Genomic DNA, 17,489 nt, shown 5'->3' on the forward strand with positions numbered 1-17,489 from the left:
CACCGCGAGAACGACCCCGCCCCGAGACCTCCTCACCCCGGCCGACGCGCCACGACCTCCCCCGCCTTTACGGTCGTCCTCCACCCCACCGAGAGGCGACCTCATGCGTCACATGACCCTGGCGGCCGTACTGGCCGTCATGACGATCATCACCTCCTCCTGCGCACCGGCCGCCACCCCCGCGACCGGAGCGGGCGCCACCTCGACGGACCGCCCCTCACGCAACCCCTCCCCTGACGCCCCCGCCGAACCCCCCACGACGGCACGCGACGTCACGCTCTCGCTCCCGGCCCCGACCGGCTCCCGGCCCGTCGGCGCCACTTCCCTGCACCTCACCGACACCTCACGCCCCGACCCCTGGGACCCCGGCTCGAAGGCCAGGCAGCTCATGGTCTCGCTGTGGTACCCGGCCACGAAAGCGGGCGGGCGGCCGGAGCCGTACATGACCGTCCAGGAGTCGGAACGCACCCTGAAGGACGCCGGCCTCACCGGCGTCCCGCCCGATCTGCTCGCCCGCACGCGTACCCATGCCACCGGCGACGCCCCGCCCGCGGGCGGGAGCGGGGAACTCCCGCTCGTCGTCCTGTCCCCCGGCTTCGAGAAGACGCGCAGCTCGCTCACCGGCCTCGCCGAGGACCTGGCCAGCAGGGGCTACGTCGTGGCCGCCATCAGCCACACCCACGAGAACCTCGCCACGGTCTTCCCCGACGGCCACGTCGCCACCTGCACGGCCTGCCGGATCGAGCCTCACGACCAAGCCTTCTGGGACAAGGTGGGCGCGATCCGCGCCGCCGACGTCTCCTTCGTCCTCGACCAGCTCACCGGCCCGCGCCCCCGGTGGGAGGGCTCCAGGCTCATCGACCCGGCCAGGATCGCCATGGGCGGCCACTCCGTCGGCGGGGCCAGTTCGGTGGCGGCCCTGCTGAAGGACCCCAGGATCAAGGCCGGGTTCAACCTCGACGGCCTCGCCGTCGTCCCCGTACCGGCGAACGGGCTGGACAAGCCCTTCCTCCTGCTCGGCGCCCAGGCCACCCGCACCCCCGGCACCAAGGAGGCCACCTCGTGGGAGGCGGCCTGGCGGCATCTCACCGGCTGGCGGCGCTGGCTCGTGGTCACCGGCGCCGCGCACGCCTCCTTCACCGACACCTCCCTGCTCGGCGAGCAGGCCGGCCTCGACACCGGCGCCACGCTCCCCGCCTCCCGGTCGATGGAGATCACCCGCGCGTACGTGGCCGCCTTCCTCGATTGGCACCTGCGCGGCACCCCCCGGCCCCTGCTCGACCGGGCGTCGGCAAGCTATCCGGAGGTCGGGATCTGTCGGCCGGACCAGCCGTCAGGATGCCGCTGAACGGCTCGGCGGCTCGGCCGTCGAGGGCGTGCCCGGCGCGGCCGGTCGGGCGTCGCCGTGCGAGATCCCCCGCCGGAACGGCGCGGCGAGCGTGGGCCCGAGGTGCCGCCGGTTGCGGACCAAGGCCGCCAGCGCGAGCGCGAGATAGACCCCGCACAGCACGTAACGGGCGCCCTGACCGGGCAGGACGAACTGCACGGCGAACAGGCCGAGCAGGCTCCACGCGGCCCAGCGGGGAAAGCGCAGCGCCAGCAGGGCGGCCACGCCGAGCAGGGTCTGGGCGGCGGTGAGCGCGAACTCCTCGATCTGCCGGGCATCCAAGTGCAGCCCGCCTGTGCCGCCGCCGCCGAGCAGGTACGCGATGGGCAGGGTGCCGACGAGCAGGGTCCACTGGTTGACCTTGCTGGAGATCAGGGTGCCGATGGCGTCGCCGCCCTTGCCGCGTACCGCGAAGAGGATCGCCACGATGAACTCGGGGGACTCCGAGGCGAGCGGGGCGAGCCACTGGACGAGCAGGAACTCGTCGATGCCCAGCTCACGTCCGGTGGCGATGAGGCCCTGGGCGAACGGTTCGGCGCCGGCCAGGATCACCGCCGCGGCGAAGGCGAACAGGGCGACGACCGTGACGCGCCGCGCCCGCCGGGGCAGCGCGCCGATGCGGGCGGCGGGGCCCACCAGGTGCGGCTCCCCCGCCGGCGTGTGCGCCATCCGCCACAGGTAGAACGCGAACAGGCCCAGCAGGGCGAGCCCCAGCAGCAGGGAGATCTGCCCGGTCGCGGGGATGGCCAGCGCCACGATCGAGGCGATGGCCAGGAAGCCCAGCTCCATGCGGTAGCCGGAGTCCAGGACGAGCGCCCTGACGCTCCGGCCGGTACGCCGCTTGACGAGGGCCAGCCCGATGAGCACGACCATTGACCAGCCCAGGCCCAGGAGCAGGCGGTTGGAGCCGGTCATGTTCGCCGCCGCGTAGGCGACGTAGGCCGGGTCGGAGCCGGCGGTGTAGGCGAAGTACAGGTCGACCGCGTACTCGGGCAGGACGGCGATGACGGCCAGGATGGCGATGGCCAGCCCGCCGGAGATGTCGACCTGCGCCGCCTCGGCCGCCCAGGCGAGCACGAACGAGGCGGCCACCACCGCCGTGCCGAACAGCAGCAACGCGATCGGCGGCGTCAGATGGACACCGGCCAGGCGGACGACGAGGGCGGGCAGGGTGAGCAGCGCGCACAGGATGAGCGGGCGGAGCAGTCTGGCGGGGGTCAAGAGGAAATTCCTTCCCGGGCGGGGACGGCCCGGCCGGGCACCCTGAGGGAGGCTCGGCCAGGCATGGTCGCGTGGCCGAAGGTCTCGCCCACCGGTCGGTGACCGGCCCCCGCCGCCGGAGAACGCGGGGTTCTCAGCGTGTCGACGCGCGGGCGTTGCGGACTACTCCCCTTCGGAGTGCCCCTCAGTCTTCCACACGTTTCGTCAATCGCGCAAACGTCAAAACATGGTGAGAGCGGTACGCATCGGTGCGCGACAATGGAGGAACGATGCCGACCTCCTCCACACCGAGTCAGCCCGGAGCCGACCAGCCGCCGCCGACGCCCGCGCAGTTGAGGGCGGCGGCCGAGACGTTCGCGCTGCTGTCCAGCCCGGTGCGACTGCAGCTCATGTGGCTGATCACCCACGGCTCCTACGACGTCAGCACGCTGGCCACACGCGTCGGCATCGGCATCGCCACGGTCTCCCAGCACCTGGGCAAGCTCCGCCTGGCCGGGCTGATCACCGCGCGCCGCGACGGCCGCCGCACGCTCTACGCGGTGGAGGACCCGCACGTGATCACGCTGATCCGCCAGATCTTCGACCACATCGCCCCCGACGGCAGCCTGGCGCCCGACCCTCCCGGCTGACCGCCCGCCGGCAGGGTCGCCGTCAACCCTCGGCCCGACCTCGCCCCGACCTCGGCCCGGCCTCGCCCCGGGTCGCGAACCGTGATTTCCCGACGACAGATTGCTGTGCTTTGGGCACACTCGTACCATGCACAACGGACGGCTCCCCACCATCGTCGGCGGGATCTTCGCCCTGATCGGACTGGTGCTGCTCTGCGTCTGCGCCGCGCTCGCCGCCTCCACGGCGGGCTTCCTGGCCTCGGCCGGACGAACCGACGGCATCGTGGTCGAGCTGACCGCACGGACCAGCACGACCCGCGGCTCCGACGGCCACCTGCGCAGCAGCACGTCGTGGTACCCGACCGTGGAGCTCACCGTCGACGGCAGGCGCTACTCGTTCCAGAGCGCCACCGGCAGCAACCCGCCGTCCTACAGCGAAGGCGAACGCGTGCCCGTCGCCTACGATCCGGACGATCCGTCCGACGCGCGGATCGCGTCGTTCGGGTCGGCGTTCCTCGCTCCCCTGATCGTCGGCGGACTGGGCGTGCTGTTCACCCCGCTCGGTACGATCCTGTTCGTCAGGGGACGGCGTATCGCCCGGCAGCGGGCCTGGCTGCGGGCGAACGGCCAGGAGGTGTGGGCCGAGATCGAGCACGTCGGGCGCGACTTCAGCGTACGGGTGAACAACCGGCACCCCTACGTCGTCCACGCGACCTGGCGGGACGAGCGAACCGGCCGGACCCACACCGCGACCGGCGACCACCTCGGCCACGACCCGGCCCTTCGGCTGCGGGGGCGGACCCACGTTCGCGTGCTGTACGACGCCGCCGACCCCGATCGCAACCTGATCGACCTGGACACCCACCCCTCCCAGCGCTGACGAACACCGAGCGCCGTCCAAATGGTGAAAGAGTCCGACAAGTACGCCAGGTTATAGTCCTCTCACGTAGAGGAGTGTTGACCGGTCGGTCAATCAATTCCACAGTGGATCAAGAGCCCATCCCCCAACGTCCAAACCCCCGGAGGTAAGGATGGATCTCAACAAATCCCTGTCCGATGTGATCGCACTGATCGCAGGGGTCGTCGCGGTCGTCGCCCCGTTCATCTGGGCCACCGGCTCCACCGCGGCCGGCCAGCCACTGCTCGTCGTCGGCGCCCTCCTCGTGGTGTCCTCGCTGTGGGCCCTGCTCGGAGCGGGCGGCGCGAGCTCCTGGGTCACCGCGGCGCTCGGGGCGCTGCTGTTCGTCGCGCCGTGGGCGTTCGGGTTCGACGGAACGGCCGCGGCTGCCTGGACCGCATGGATCGCCGGGGCGGCGACCGTTATCGTCGGTCTGTGGACAGCCATCCAGACGCGCAGCGGAACACCGGCTCGCGCCTGACACCATCCCCTGGGCCCCGGACCAATCACGCGTCCGGGACCGAGGGGAGCGAGCCCGACGCCCGCACCCGGATACTCAACGCCGCCGAGGAACTGTTCGCCCACGCCGGATACGACGCCACCGCCACCGCCGGCATCGCCAAGGCCGCCGGCGTGCCCAAGGGCCTGGTCTTCCACTACTTCCCGCGCAAGATCGACCTGCTGGCCACGCTCATCGGCGAACGCACCGGCATCGAGGAACTCCGCGAGGACCACGCCGACACCCAGCCGGGCGACCCCGTGCGCATGCTGTCCAGACTCGCCCTGCGGGTCCCGCTGCACGCCTCACCCGCGATGCGCACGATCCTGTTCCGGGAGGCCGGCACCCACCGCCCGGCCCGCGAACGCCTCAGGCACCTCAACGCCGAGCTGAACCGGCGCGCCAGGTTCGCCCTCGAACTCGCCCTCCCCGGCGCCCGCGGCGACCATGCCCGGCTGGAGGCCGCCGCCGCCACCTTCACCGCCGTCCTGCTCTACCAGGAAAGCCTCTGCCAGCTCACCGGCCAGCACATCGACGCCGAACTCGTCGCCAACCTGATCGCCAAAGCCCTCACCTGACCGCCTTGACCACCGTCACCACACGCACGCCTGCCGACCCGTGACCCCTTCCAGGGACGGCGTCAGCCGGCCCGGCGGGCGAGGGTGAGGTCGGCGGTGAAGGTCATGTCCACGCCGTCACCCACCAGCGCGGCCACCTCCCCCAGCACCGCCTCCCGCAGGGCGGGCTCGAGGATCCGGTAGGCGGAGATGGTGCCGACCAGGTCGAGATAGCGGCGGGCGTCGTACCACTGCGTCCAGGCGTAGGAGCGCTCGTCCAGGTCGGTGAAGCGCGGGTCGCCGGCCAGCAGGTGCTGGGACTCCCCCGTACGGTCCTCGTCCTGGTGCAGGCTGTGGCTGGTCACGCCGTGGCGGCGGGCCACGTCGGCGAGGGCGGCCCGCAGGCCGGGCTCGGTGACGAGGTAGTGGCTCCAGAAGAGCGCCAGCGCTCCCGAGGGGGCCAGCGCCGCGTGGGCCAGGTCCCAGCGCCGGTCCGGGTCCACCCAGTGCCACGCCTGCGCCGAGTACAGCAGGGCGAAGCGCCGGTCGGGGACGTAGTCCTCGAAGATCCCGCGCTCCACCCGTACGCCGGGGCACTTGGCCGCCAGCGCCGCCGCCATCCTGGCATCGGGCTCGACGCACGTCAGGTCGACGCCGCGGGCGGCGAACCCGGCCGTGGCCTTGCCCGTCCCGGCCCCCACCTCCAGCACCGGCCCGGCGGGGGCGTACTCCAGCACGTCGGTGACGAGCTGTTCGGGATAGCCGGGCCTGGCCGACTCGTACTGCTCGACCGCCTCGCCGAACACCACACTCCGCTCGCGGTCCACCGCCATGGCTCTCCTCCTCGTCGGGCGAGTGCCGATTCAATCACGCCGCCGGTTCCGGCTCCCCTGGGTGGAGCGCCGGGTCACTCCCCGGACGTCTCAGGGGCGTTCGAGCTCGAAGGCCACGTCGGCCAGCCGTACCGCGCGGACGCGTGGATCCTCGATGATCGTCCTGAGCTTCTCGACGGTGACAAGCTCATCGACGTAGCCGTAGGCGAGGCCATCGGCCGAGGACTTGCGCAGCCGTGCCAGGGTCAGGTCGAAGCGGCGCAGGTTGGGCTCGTCGTGCTGCTGAAGCATCCGCGCCCAGCTCCGGAAGGCGGCCAGGCCATCGGGGAGGACATCGACGCACCCGATCATCTGGCCGGGCGCCGTGTCGTCCGGCGGTGGCGTCATGCTGTTGTCCCAGGTGATGGGCGTCGACCCTGGGCGGGACTCGTACACCACCTTGTCCGGGCAGGCGCCGTACTGGCGGGCGAAGCCGGCCAGCGCGTCGGTGGCGAGAGGCTGTTCGAACTCCACCACCGCCAGCGCGTTCATGTCCTGCGGCAGCCTCGCCAGAACCCGCCGGATGTTCGCCTTGCGCTGAAGATCGGTACCCATGTTGAACAGCGCTATGGTCAGCGTGGTGTTCGCCAGCTCCGCCCACGGCAGGTCCTCCACCTTGCCGAACAGGTTCTGCCGTACGGTGAAGCCCGGCCGGCTCAGCGTGCCGAACCCGCCGTGCGCGCGCAGCGGCACGGCGGTGCCCGTGAAGGTCATCGACAGCGGCTCCGTCCGGCAGCACACGAGCGAGTCGAAGGTGTAGGCGGGTTTGGCGATCCGCAACGCGGTGCCGAGCACCTGGACCATCCGCTGCTCCCGGTCACCGCGCGTCTGGATCAGCGTGGAGCCGAGCGTGGCCACCAGCACCAGGACCAGGAGAACGCCCAGCACCAGCGTCGCGGTCCTGCGGATGCCGCGGCGTACGGCGCGCCTGGTCGCCTTGGGGTCGAAGTCGGGGATCAGCAGCGGCTCGGGCTGCTCTGTCATGAGCCATCTCCATAACTGTCGGCTCCGTAACTGTCGGCTCCGTAACTGTCGGCTCCGTAGCCGTCGGCTCCGTAGCTGTCGGCGAAGGCGGCGCGGGCCCGCCAGATGGCGGTCTTCACCGCCGCCGTGGTCCTTCCGGTCATCGCGGCCACCTCCACGAGCGAGAACCCCTCGAGGTAGACCAGCGTGAGCAGCCTCCGGTGCTGTTCGGGCACCCGGTCGAGGGCCTCGCGAACCTCGACGGCGGAGACGTCGAACGCGGGCACGGCCAGCTCTTCCGGATCGGGTAACGGCAGCTCCCTGCGGGTGCGCCGGACGTGATCGATGAGGACGTTGCGCGCGATGGCGAGCAGCCACGCGCCCGGGTTCTCACCGCGCCAGCCGAGCAGGGCCCTGGTGGCCTTGATGAACGTCTCCTGCGCGAGGTCCTCGGCCAGGTGCGGATCCCTGGTCCGCCGCAGCAGGAACCCGCACACGAGCGGCCAGTACTGGCGGTAGAGCTCTTCAATGATGGGACCTCCGGGCCGGAACTACAGTCGCACCATAGGACGAGCCGAATCGCCGGATGGTCACAGGTCACTTCTTGCTCGCCGCCACCTGCTCGAACACCGACAACGTCCTGGTACGGAACGTCCACGACCGCACCAGCCTGAAGCGGCGATCCCGGCGCAGCTCAGCCGCGTTGCCGTGGCTGCCCGCGGCTCCCTCCACCACCCAGACCCGCGCCTCGCCCGCCACGGCCTCGCGGAAGCGGCCGGGCGGCAGGTCGCCGAAGAATCGATCCCGGTGCAGTGTGGTGGTGTCGAGCCAGGCCATGGAGCCGAGATAGGGCGTGACCGACATCCAGTTCCCCGCGGGCACGTACAGCACGGCGTCGCCGGGCAGCGCATGGGAGCGCAGGGTGTGGGCCAGGCCCCGCAAGTCGTCGGGGCGGCTCGACGGAGCCCTGATCGCCAGATGCGCGGGGACCATGACGGCGGCCAAGGCGACGACCAGCACGGGGGCGAGCAGCCGCGGCCGCAGCGCGGCCAGCCCCGCGCCCGCGGCCAGCGCCAGGGCGGCCACGCAGTAGAGCGCGTACCGCGGGTAGAAGATCGGCTGGACGACGAACGAGATCGCGATCATCAGGGCCATGGGCGCCATCAGCCAAGGGAGCGCGACGGCCCGGACGGCTCTCTCACGTAATCCGAGAGCCGCCAAGGCGAGCACCGTCCAGATGGCCACGGGGTGGCCGCCGAACACCAGCGTGCCCAGATGCCGGACGGTCGCCGCGCTCGGCAGCGGCAGCCACGAGATCAGCCCCGACTGCGGGGCGGCCAGCAGCACGAGCGGGGCGCTCGCCGCGCAGACGACCGCGGCGGCGATCCCCCAGCGACGCCACGCGGTGGCCGAACGGAGCATGAGCGCGTGCGCCGGAAGGAGGAAGAGCCCGTAGAGGTGCAACCAGCCCACGACGGTCAGCACACCCGCGTACGCCGCCCACCACCGGGCGCACCCCCGCTCGACGGCCACCAGCAGCAGGTACGTCGCGCCGATGGCCAGCGCCGTGACCAGGGCGTACTGTCTGGCCTCCTGGGCGTACCTGCTCACCACCGGCAACAGCGCGTAGATCAGACCGGCCAGCAGGCCCGCCCCCGGCGACACCAGGCGGCGGCCCAGGGCTGTCAGCAGCCCGGCCGCGGCGCTCATGGCCAGCACGGACGGCAGCCGCACCGCCCACTCGCCCGTGCCGGCGACCGAGATCACCAGATGGAGCAGCCCGTAGTAGACGGCGTGCACGCGATCCATGTGGTCCAGCACCACGAGCAGATCCGGCGGCGGCAGCCGGGCGATCGCCACGGACACGCCCTCGTCCGCCCAGAACGACGGCCCGTCGATACGCCACAGGCCGAGCCCTGCGGACAGAACTGCAGGAAACAGCCAAAGCCCTCGAAGTTTTCCCATGCCCCGGAGGACGAGACGGGAGCCCCGATGGTCACATGGGAGGCGGACGGCCGGCGACCGAGGCTTCATGGCGTCCCCGTCAACCGGCGGTCAGCCGGAACCCGGGGCCGTCCTCGATCTCCCGCGCGCGGGGATCGGTGAGCAGGTAGATCCCCAGCGCGTCCAGGTGCTCGACCAGGCCGGGCACCTCGTCCCGCGTCGGACGCGCGGCGACCTCGATCTCCACCTCGGGCGCGCCGAGCAGGTGCATCCCGCAACTGCAGAGCACGTGACCGTCGTAGACCGGCCGCTTCACCCAGGCGGCGACCAGCGCGGCGGTCCGGGAATGTTATCGATCACGACCTGAGCCGCGCGCCGGGCCGTCGGGGCTCACAGCCAGTCGTGTTCGCGGGCGTAGCGGGCCGCCTCGTGCCGGGTCCTGGTCTGGGTCTTCTGCATCGCGTTGGACAGGTAGTTGCGCACGGTGCCCTGCGCCAGGTGGAGCCGGGTGGCGATGTCGGCCACGGAGTAGCCTTCGCGGGTCGCCCGCAGCACGTCGATCTCGCGGTCGGTGAGCGGGCAGTCATCGACGACGGCGGCGGCGGAGACGTCCGGGTCGATCCAGCGTCGGCCCTCGTGCAGCGTCCTGATGACCGAGGCGATGTGCGCCGGGTCGGCGGACTTGCTGGCGAAGCCGCGGACGCCGAGCTTCAGCGCCCTGCGCAGCACGCCGGGCCTGGCGTGCCGGGTCAGCATGAGGATCACCTGGTCGGGCAGTTCGCGGCGGATCCGCGCGACGGCGTCGAGCCCGTCCACGCCGGGCATCTCCAGGTCGATGACGAGCACGTCGGGCCGGTGCCGCAGCGTGGCCCGCACGGCGGCCTCGCCCTCCTCCGCCTCGGCCAGCACGGTCACGTCGCCCTCGAGCGGGAGCAGCGCCGCCAGCGCCTTGCGGAGCAGTGCCTCGTCGTCGGCGAGCACCACGGTGGTCATCGGTCGTCCTTCCCCGGTTCGCGACGGGCGGGCGGGATCGCCGCGGCCGTCAGGAATCGCCCGTCCTTCTGCTCCACGGTCAGCTCGCCGCCGTTGCCCGCCACCCGTTCCCCGAGCGTGGCGAGCCCGCTCAGCTCGGGGAGCGGCGCGTCCCGCACGCCGTCGTTGACGATGGCGATGCCCGACTTGGACAGGGTGATGCACACCTGTTCGGCCTGCGCGTGCCGCAGGATGTTGGTCGTCGTCTCCCGCAGGACCTGGCCGAGCAGCTCGCCCGCGTGGGCGTCGATCTCGGCCTCGCGGTCGACGCGCACGCGGATGCCCGCGGCCTCGAAGAGGTTCTTCGCGTTCTCCAGCTCGGCGGACAGGTTGAGCCGCCGCTGCGCGTAGGCCAGCTCTCTGGTCTGGGTGATGGTGTCGCCCACCAGGGCGTGGATCTCCTTCAGCTCCTCCTCCGCCCGCGCGGGGTCGGCGCGCACCAGCTTCTGGGCCAGGGCGGTCTTCAGCTTCACCACGTGCAACGTGTGGCCCTGGACGTCGTGCAGGTCGCTGGCGAACCGCATGCGCTCACGCGTGACGGCCAGCTCCGCCTCGCGTTCGCGCGACTGCTCCAGCTCCGCGATGAGCTGGTAGACCACCTTGTTGGCGAACATGAGGCCGACGGCGAGCACGGTGACCCCCGCCGGGATCAGGACGTACCCGATCAGCACGCCGGGAACGTCGTCCCGTGTCACCAGCAGCCTCGCCAGGCCCGCCACGGCGACGAAGGCCACCAGCCCCACGGCGGCCACGCCGCGGTGACGCGACACCCGGGGAACGAGGAGCGGGCCCACGACGGAGATGCCGAAGAACGCCGTCGGCCCGTCCACCACCAGCGCCCCGAACAACCACACCGCCACAGCCACGACCAGACAGGACGGCCCGACGCGCAGGACGTCGCCCACCACCCACCACACCGCGGCCACCAGCCCCGCCACCGCGCCCAGGCTCAGCACGGCGGCCTCCCACCAGCTCTGGGCGTCGAACACCACCAGCAGCGCTCCCACGGGAACGAGCATCACGATCTGCAGGACGAGGTTGAGCCTGCGCAGCCGCCGCCGCGTCGCCGCGGTCTGCTGGTACGTCGCCTCCGGCGCTCCCCAGAGCGGGCTCACCGATCGTCCGCCGACGGCTGGAGTCTCGGACCGAGCAGGTGGTGGAGCGGGAACGCCGCGCGGACGAGGAGGAAGACGACCGCTTCGGCCGTCAGCGGAATGCGCGGGATTCTGGTGTCCATGTGCTCTCCGGGGTCGAACGGCGGGCCGGGGCGGCGGTGTGCCGCCAGTGTCCCTCCGGCTCCCGCGCCACCACCAGTGACGCTACGTCATGTCCTCGGACGCGTGACGTCACGGTACGGTCGTGACGTGGTCCCACTGGCCGGTCAGCGCGCCGGCGGCTGAAATCGACCCATGGCATCGACCCATGGCCGCCCGCCCCGGCGAACGTCCCACACAGGCCGACCGGGCCCGGCGGCGGCGACCGAGACCACGAGTGCGAGGAGCCACGCCATCATGTCCTCTGACCGCCTTGACCACCCGCACCCGGCGGCGGGCGCCGACGCCGCCCAGAAGCGGCCGGGCTGGCCCGAGATCGGGGTCGGCCTGCTCACCATGGCGGCCGCCGTGGTCGCGCTCGTGCCCTTCGGCGGGCTGGGCCTGGATCCGGTGGTGTACGGGCTGATCGTGGCCGCCTGGTCGGGCCTGGCCGGGCTCGTCGGGTTCGCCGCGGCCGTGCTCGTCCGCGTCCGCTCGCTCGCCGCCTTCGGGGTGCGCCGCACCACCTGGCGCTGGATGCTCGCCGGCGTGGCCGGAGGTGTGGTCGCGCTCGTGCTCAAGGCCGTGCTGAACACCGCCATCGTCGCTCTGACTGGGTTCGACGCCAACCCCCAGGGGATGTACTACGACGCCGCCGGTGGCGGCGCGCTGCCGCTGATCCTGACGATCCTGTTCCTGGCCGTTCTCACCCCCATCGGCGAGGAGTTCCTCTTCCGCGGCGTGCTCACCAACGCCCTGCTGCGCTACGGGCCCCTCGTCGGCGTCCTCGGCAGCTCTGCCGTCTTCGCCCTCTTCCACGGCGTCAACATCATCCTGCCGGCGGCGTTCGTGGTGGGCGTCGTGGCCGCGGAGCTGATGCGCCGCAGCGGATCGATCTGGCCCGCGGTGGCCGTCCACGCCGTCAACAACCTGGCCCTGCCGCTGCTGGTGCTGTTCACCGGGACCGCAGGGCCGGTCACAGGCTGAGATCATGGGAACGGACGTGAACGACCGACGACAACGGAAAGGGCGGAACATGCGGAGCGACACGCTGATCGTCGAGGACGTGATGCTGCTGCTGCTGGACGACGAGAGGGGGACCCCGGCCGGGGCCGGAACCCTGCACTACATCCTCGGCGGCGCGATGCTCGTCGAGCTCGCGCTGCGCGGCAGGATCGAGACCGACGACACGAGCCGCCCGGGGGTGAACGGCGCCAAGGTCCTCGCGGTGGGCGACGGCCCGCTCCCGGACCCCCTGCTCCAGTCCGCCTACGACAAGATCGCCCGGCGGCCCCAGGGCGTCCAGACGGTCCTGCTCACCATCGGCGCCGGTCTCTGGAAACCCGTGACCGAACGGCTCGTCGAGCGCGGCCTCGTTCGCAGCGAGCGCAAGCGGGTGCTGGGCGTGTTCCGCACCACCACGTGGCCCGCCGAGGACACCCGGCACGAGGCGGAGCTGCGGCGGGCGATTCACGCCGCGCTGGAGGGCGGCGAGCGCCCCGACGCCCGCACCGCGGCGGTGATCGCGCTGCTGTCCTCCAGCGGCACGCTCCCCGCGCTCCGGCCCGCGCTCGCGTGGTCGGCCGAGGTCCGCGCGCGGGCGAAGGAGTTCGAGGACGGCGACTGGGGAGCCGCGGCCGTGAGCACCGCCATGACGCGCCACGCCGCCGCGATCATCGCGTCGAGCACCGCCGTCAGCGTCACCGTGATCACGACGATCACGTAGCCCGGCCGGACCGCGCGGACGGCGTCCGGGTGACGGGCGGAGTCCCCGGCCGTCGGAGTCCCTCGGCGGTGGAAGTCGCTCGGCGGTGGGAGTCCACCAACGGTGGGAGTCCCTCGGCAGTGGGAGTCCCTCGGCGGTGGAAGTCCCTCGGCGGTCGGAGCGGGGAGGTGTTCGGCCGGGTCAGCCCTGGGACGGGGAGACGCCCGTCACGACGAGGCCGAGCAGGCGATCGGCCTCGGCGGCGGGGTTCGGATGATGCTCCACGGCCAGGGCGATGCCGGTGACCAGGGTGATCAGGTCGTCGATGGTCAGGTCCGGCGTCAGCGCGCCGTCGTTCGCGGCCCGGCGCACCAGGGGGTCGCCCGCCTCGGTGAGCTGCGCCGTGCAGCAGTATTCGTGCTCCGCGCAGGAGTCCGCCCGGTCGCGGGTCAGCGCGGTCGCCAGCCCTCGGATGGTCGTGGCCCCCGCGGTGACCGCGCGCAGCCACTCCAGCAGCGCGGCCCGGGTGTCGGCCCTGCCGGTCAGCTCGCGGGCGTGCGAGCACAGGGTCTCGACCTGTTCCCGGAAGACCGCCTCCAGCAGCGCCTGGCGGGTGGGGAAGTGGCGGCGCACGGTGCCGGATCCGACCCCCGCCGTGCGGGCGATCTGCTCCAGGGACGCGTCGGCGCCGTACGTGGCGATCGCCTCCGTTGCCACGGCGAGCAGGAGGGCGTGGTTGCGCTGGGCGTCCGCGCGCTGGACGGGCATGGCGTCACCTCACGGTTGCTAAGTGGCGGGGTCCGCCGTATCGTACCGCAACAGAAACGGCGAGGTCCGCCGTTTCGTGTTCGCGCACCTCAGGAGTGGCCCCATGTCCACCGATCCCGCACCCGTCCTCGTCACCGGCGCCACCGGAAAGCAGGGCGGCGCCACCGCCCGAGCCCTGCTCGCGGCCGGCGTCCCCGTACGGGCACTCGTCCGCGACCCCGGCACCGACCGCGCCAGGGCGGTCGGCTCCCTCGGCGCCGAGCTGGTCACCGGCGACCTCCACGACCGCGACTCCCTGCTCGACGCCGCGCGAGGGGCCAGGGCCGTCTTCTCGGTGCAGCTCCCCCCGTCGAGGGCGGGCGTGTTCGACTTCGACGACGAACTGGCCCAAGCCGTCAACCTGATCGAAGCCGCACTGGCCGCCGGGGTGCCGCAGTTCGTGCACACGTCGGTCTCCGGAGCGGGACAGCACGTCGAGGCCCCCGGCTGGGCCGAAGGACGATGGGCGGCGCTGGAGCCGGCCATGACCACCAAGGCCGCCATCCAGGACCGGGTCCGCGAGGCGGGCTTCACCCACTGGTCGATCATCAAGCCGGGCTTCTTCATGGAGAACTTCCTCCCGTCCGCGGCCTACCTGCTCCCCCGCGGCGTCGAGGGCGGCCTGGTGACCGTGCTGAAGCCGGCCACCCGGCTCTCCCTCGTCGCGGTCGACGACATCGGCGCGACGGCCGCCGCCGCCTTCGCCGAGCCGCACCGGTTCCACGAGGTCGAGCTGGAGCTGGCCAGCGATTACCTGCCGATGACAGAGATCGCCGCGACCCTCTCCCGCGCGCTGGGCACCGAGCTGGCCGCGCCCGAGATGACCCTGGAGGAGGCGGTCGCCGCGGGCCTGCCGGGGCCGGGCGTCGCCTCCCACGAGTTCGTCGACGTGGTCGGCCAGCCCGCCCGCCCGGAGCACGCGCGAGCCTTCGGCATCCCGCTCACGACCTTCGAGCGATGGGCGCACGCGTACCTTACGCCCGCGGCCTGACCCCCACGGGAACCCCCGGCCGGGCGACGGCCTGGCCGAAGGCCCCGACCCGTCTTGGCAGTCCGTTGGCCGGACCCCGGCCGCACCCCTGGGCGATCTTTGGCAGCGACCGCACACGCTCTGTGGATAGCTGGGTACGAACGGTGACGACAGTCCGGACCTTCAAAGGGGACGCCCATGACCACGATCACCTTCGACCACACGGCCCGCGGTTACCACCTGGGCCAGGCCCGCGGCCTGGCCCACGCCGCCGCACTGGCCTACAAGGACGACGAGCAGGTGCGGGCCACGGCCAAGAGCTGGGGCTTCGACCGCGTCACCTGCTTCCGGGTGCCGCACACCCCGCCGTTCCCGCTGGTCGACACCCAGGCCTACATCGCCGCCGGCGAGCGGATGATCGTCGTGGCGTTCCGCGGCACCCAGCCCGAGGAACTGCGCGACTGGCTCTCGGACGCCAACACCCTGCTCAAGCCGTACACCGCGGGCGGGGGCAACATCCACGCCGGTTTCTACCGCGCCCTCGACGTCGTGCACCCCGACCTGCTGCGGACGCTGGAGGACTGGCGCACCTCCGGCCAGTCGCTGTGGTTCACCGGGCACAGCCTCGGCGGGGCGCTGGCCATGCTCGCCGCCGCCCGTACGTACTTCGAGGACCCTTCGCTGCTCGCCGACGGGGTCTACACCTACGGCCAGCCCCGCACCTGCTGCCCCAAGCTGGCCGCTGCCTACGACAAGGCGTTCCGTGGCCGCATGTTCCGTTTCATCAACAACAACGACATCGTCCCCCAACTCCCGCCCGCCCCGCTGTTCCAGCACGTGGCCGAGGAACGCTACTTCGACGCCAAAGGCAGGCTACGCGACAAGATGCCCCCCGTGGCGGGCCTGGTCGACCGCTTCCACGGCGCCGTCGCCGACCCGCTCGCCCCCGGCACCGACGGGATCCGCGACCACTTCATCAACGCCTACCTGGCCAGGTTCGACGCCGCCCACAACTAGGCATCGGCGTCGGCGGGAGCCAGGGCCGGCACGGCGCGGGATCCGGAATCGCCCGGATGCCGCGCGGTCGCCGCGGGCCCTGGCGCCCCCTCGCCCGCGGCCCGGCACGATCTGAGGCCGTCGAGCATCACGGTGGTGAGAGGGTCGTCGGGCTGCGCGCCCGGACGGCAGACCATCACGTTGACCAGCCCCAGGATCTGCTCGGGTGTGATGTCGCGGCGCATCGTCCCCTCTTCCTGCGCCTGCGCCACGATGTCCGCCAGCAGCGCGTTGACCTCCCCCACGAGCTTCTGGGTGCCGGGGGTCGCCGGGGGCGTGCCCGAGAGCGACCTGATGAGGGCGAACGGCTGGCCGGCGCAGTGCCGTACGACGCGTACGAGCACCTCCCACCGGGGGATGTCCTCGGCGGCCTGCGTCAGCGCGTGCTCGCGCAGACCGGTCAGCGCGCTGTTCGCGACGTCGGTCACCAGCGCGAGCCGGTCGGGGAAGTGCCGGTACAGCGTCCCCACGCCGAGCCCGGCCGCCTGGGCGATGTCCTCCATGGAGACGCCCGGCCCGTGGCTCGCGAACAGGTCGAGCGCGCTCGCGATGATGCGTTCGCGATTGCGTCGCGCGTCGGCTCGCACGATCGGCCACCCCCAGCCTGACTCGCCGATGAAAATACTGTAGCGTTCCTAACCGGAAGCGGAATATCCTATTCATGTTAGGAGTGACGCGGTGAGACTCGGTGTCTTTCTCAACAGCGGTGGCGAGAGCGTGGACTCCCTGGTCGGCCGGGTACGCGACGCCAAGGCCGCCGGGTTCGACAGCGCCTTCTTCAACCAACTGACGGCCTGGGACGCGATCACGGTGGCCGCGCTGGCCGCCAGGGAGGTGCCCGGCATCGAAGTCGGCACGGCCGTGGTCCAGACGTACCCCCGGCACCCGCTGGCCCTGGCCGGGCAGGCCCTCACCGCCCAGGCCATCAGCGGGAACTCCTTCACCCTCGGCCTCGGCCCCAGCCATCGCGAGATCATCGAGGGCGCGTACGGCCTGTCCTACGACCGCCCGGCCCGGCACGTACGCGAATACCTCAGCGCGCTCATCCCCCTCCTGCGCGGCGAGGCCGTCGAGTACCGCGGCGAGACGCTCTCTGCCGCAGGACAGGTGGACACCCCCGGCGCCGCCACGCCGCCGGTGCTGCTGTCGGCGCTCGGTCCGGCGATGCTACGCATCGCGGGCGAACTGGCCGACGGCACGGTCACCGTCTGGGCAGGCCCCCAGACGATCGCCGAGCACATCGTCCCGCGCATCACCGAGGCGGCGCGGGCGGCCGGCCGCCCCTCACCCCGTGTCGTCGCCAGCGTCATGCTCGCGGCAACCGACGAGCCCGAACGCGTCAGAAGCGAGATCGGCGCACAACTCGGCTACGCCGGCAACTTCGCCAGCTACCGCACCCTGCTGGAGCGCCAGGGCCTCTCCGGCGTGCACGAGACGGTCATCGCCGGGGACGAGCACACCGTCGAACGGGCGATCTCCGGCTACGCGGACGCCGGCGCGACGGACCTCCTCGTGAGCCCGGTCGGGAACGAGCAGGAGCAGGCCCGCACCCTCGACCTCCTCCGCCGGTCAACGACTCGGGCCTGAAGCTGAAGGCCCGAGCTTGCAGCTCCTCGTCCTGACTGGAGGTCAGGTGTCAGGCCGCGTTCGGCTGGTTGACAGCAGCCCAGCCCACCACGCCGCGCGAGGCGATGTTGAGGGCTGCGTTGACGTCGGC

The 17,489-nt window shown here is 72.2% G+C and carries 21 protein-coding genes; 10 read left to right on the plus strand and 11 right to left on the minus strand.

The features are described from left to right. Positions 1–103 precede the first annotated feature (103 nt). Positions 104–1,348 (plus strand): alpha/beta hydrolase family protein, encoded by a 1,245-nt coding sequence (locus ACZ6S0_RS41985; RefSeq protein WP_465924908.1) that lies wholly within the window; start codon positions 104–106, stop codon positions 1,346–1,348. On the opposite strand, the gene ACZ6S0_RS41990 is transcribed toward ACZ6S0_RS41985, so the two are convergent. Then, complete coding sequence (locus tag ACZ6S0_RS41990) at positions 1,334–2,608, minus strand: sodium:proton exchanger (protein ID WP_465924909.1); 1,275 nt, start codon at positions 2,606–2,608, stop codon at positions 1,334–1,336. The genes ACZ6S0_RS41985 and ACZ6S0_RS41990 overlap by 15 nt on opposite strands. A gap of 269 nt (positions 2,609–2,877) precedes the next feature. Between ACZ6S0_RS41990 and ACZ6S0_RS41995 the strand changes: the two genes are divergently transcribed. The 4 genes from ACZ6S0_RS41995 (at position 2,878) to ACZ6S0_RS42010 (ending at position 5,191) form a co-directional block, all read left to right on the plus strand. Continuing rightward, the gene (locus ACZ6S0_RS41995; RefSeq protein WP_465924910.1) at positions 2,878–3,237 is read left to right on the plus strand and encodes an ArsR/SmtB family transcription factor; all 360 of its coding nucleotides are present in this window, start codon (positions 2,878–2,880) and stop codon (positions 3,235–3,237) included. A gap of 127 nt (positions 3,238–3,364) precedes the next feature. Next, on the plus strand, positions 3,365–4,096 hold the full coding sequence (locus ACZ6S0_RS42000) for a DUF3592 domain-containing protein (RefSeq protein ID WP_465924911.1): 732 nt from the start codon (positions 3,365–3,367) through the stop codon (positions 4,094–4,096). Positions 4,097–4,247: 151 nt separating this feature from the next. Then, complete coding sequence (locus tag ACZ6S0_RS42005) at positions 4,248–4,595, plus strand: SPW repeat domain-containing protein (RefSeq protein WP_465924912.1); 348 nt, start codon at positions 4,248–4,250, stop codon at positions 4,593–4,595. After that, entirely contained in the window at positions 4,550–5,191 is a 642-nt protein-coding gene (locus ACZ6S0_RS42010) for a TetR/AcrR family transcriptional regulator (RefSeq protein ID WP_465924913.1), read from the plus strand. The genes ACZ6S0_RS42005 and ACZ6S0_RS42010 overlap by 46 nt, the downstream gene beginning before the upstream one ends. A gap of 62 nt (positions 5,192–5,253) precedes the next feature. Here ACZ6S0_RS42010 and ACZ6S0_RS42015 read toward each other — a convergent pair whose 3' ends face one another. From ACZ6S0_RS42015 to ACZ6S0_RS42050, 8 genes are all read right to left on the minus strand, one after another. Next, positions 5,254–6,003, minus strand: coding sequence for a class I SAM-dependent methyltransferase (locus tag ACZ6S0_RS42015; protein WP_465924914.1), 750 nt, complete (start codon positions 6,001–6,003; stop codon positions 5,254–5,256). Positions 6,004–6,093: 90 nt separating this feature from the next. After that, positions 6,094–7,026 (minus strand): hypothetical protein, encoded by a 933-nt coding sequence (locus tag ACZ6S0_RS42020; protein WP_465924915.1) that lies wholly within the window; start codon positions 7,024–7,026, stop codon positions 6,094–6,096. Next, positions 7,023–7,538, minus strand: a complete 516-nt coding sequence (locus ACZ6S0_RS42025) for an RNA polymerase sigma factor (protein WP_465924933.1) — start codon at positions 7,536–7,538, stop codon at positions 7,023–7,025. The genes ACZ6S0_RS42020 and ACZ6S0_RS42025 overlap by 4 nt, the downstream gene beginning before the upstream one ends. Before the next feature lie 64 nt (positions 7,539–7,602). After that, positions 7,603–8,970, minus strand: a complete 1,368-nt coding sequence (locus ACZ6S0_RS42030) for a glycosyltransferase family 39 protein (RefSeq protein ID WP_465924916.1) — start codon at positions 8,968–8,970, stop codon at positions 7,603–7,605. Between the two features lie 79 nt (positions 8,971–9,049). Next, positions 9,050–9,265, minus strand: a complete 216-nt coding sequence (locus ACZ6S0_RS42035; protein WP_465924917.1) for a hypothetical protein — start codon at positions 9,263–9,265, stop codon at positions 9,050–9,052. A 74-nt stretch (positions 9,266–9,339) separates the two neighbouring features. Continuing rightward, a complete protein-coding gene (locus ACZ6S0_RS42040; protein WP_465924918.1) occupies positions 9,340–9,942 on the minus strand; it encodes a response regulator in 603 nt (200 codons plus the stop codon). Continuing rightward, a complete protein-coding gene (locus tag ACZ6S0_RS42045) occupies positions 9,939–11,096 on the minus strand; it encodes a sensor histidine kinase (protein ID WP_465924919.1) in 1,158 nt (385 codons plus the stop codon). The genes ACZ6S0_RS42040 and ACZ6S0_RS42045 overlap by 4 nt, the downstream gene beginning before the upstream one ends. After that, positions 11,093–11,218, minus strand: coding sequence for a hypothetical protein (locus ACZ6S0_RS42050; RefSeq protein ID WP_465924920.1), 126 nt, complete (start codon positions 11,216–11,218; stop codon positions 11,093–11,095). The genes ACZ6S0_RS42045 and ACZ6S0_RS42050 overlap by 4 nt, the downstream gene beginning before the upstream one ends. 274 nt (positions 11,219–11,492) lie before the next feature. Between ACZ6S0_RS42050 and ACZ6S0_RS42055 the strand changes: the two genes are divergently transcribed. Then, positions 11,493–12,221, plus strand: coding sequence for a lysostaphin resistance A-like protein (locus tag ACZ6S0_RS42055; RefSeq protein ID WP_465924921.1), 729 nt, complete (start codon positions 11,493–11,495; stop codon positions 12,219–12,221). 49 nt (positions 12,222–12,270) lie between these two features. Beyond that, positions 12,271–12,960 (plus strand): GOLPH3/VPS74 family protein, encoded by a 690-nt coding sequence (locus ACZ6S0_RS42060; protein ID WP_465924922.1) that lies wholly within the window; start codon positions 12,271–12,273, stop codon positions 12,958–12,960. Between the two features lie 180 nt (positions 12,961–13,140). Here the strand turns inward: ACZ6S0_RS42060 and ACZ6S0_RS42065 are convergent, their stop codons facing one another. Beyond that, entirely contained in the window at positions 13,141–13,707 is a 567-nt protein-coding gene (locus ACZ6S0_RS42065; RefSeq protein ID WP_465924923.1) for a TetR/AcrR family transcriptional regulator, read from the minus strand. A gap of 103 nt (positions 13,708–13,810) precedes the next feature. Between ACZ6S0_RS42065 and ACZ6S0_RS42070 the strand changes: the two genes are divergently transcribed. Together ACZ6S0_RS42070 and ACZ6S0_RS42075 are read left to right on the plus strand one after the other, a co-directional pair. Continuing rightward, on the plus strand, positions 13,811–14,737 hold the full coding sequence (locus ACZ6S0_RS42070) for an NmrA family NAD(P)-binding protein (protein ID WP_465924924.1): 927 nt from the start codon (positions 13,811–13,813) through the stop codon (positions 14,735–14,737). Positions 14,738–14,914: 177 nt separating this feature from the next. Then, on the plus strand, positions 14,915–15,733 hold the full coding sequence (locus ACZ6S0_RS42075; protein ID WP_465924925.1) for a lipase family protein: 819 nt from the start codon (positions 14,915–14,917) through the stop codon (positions 15,731–15,733). On the opposite strand, the gene ACZ6S0_RS42080 is transcribed toward ACZ6S0_RS42075, so the two are convergent. Beyond that, positions 15,730–16,359, minus strand: a complete 630-nt coding sequence (locus tag ACZ6S0_RS42080; protein WP_465924926.1) for a TetR/AcrR family transcriptional regulator — start codon at positions 16,357–16,359, stop codon at positions 15,730–15,732. The genes ACZ6S0_RS42075 and ACZ6S0_RS42080 overlap by 4 nt on opposite strands. 91 nt (positions 16,360–16,450) lie before the next feature. Between ACZ6S0_RS42080 and ACZ6S0_RS42085 the strand changes: the two genes are divergently transcribed. Continuing rightward, the gene (locus tag ACZ6S0_RS42085; RefSeq protein WP_465924927.1) at positions 16,451–17,359 is read left to right on the plus strand and encodes an LLM class F420-dependent oxidoreductase; all 909 of its coding nucleotides are present in this window, start codon (positions 16,451–16,453) and stop codon (positions 17,357–17,359) included. Positions 17,360–17,489 lie beyond the last annotated feature (130 nt).

The sequence above is a fragment of the Nonomuraea sp. NPDC051298 genome, from assembly GCF_055586305.1.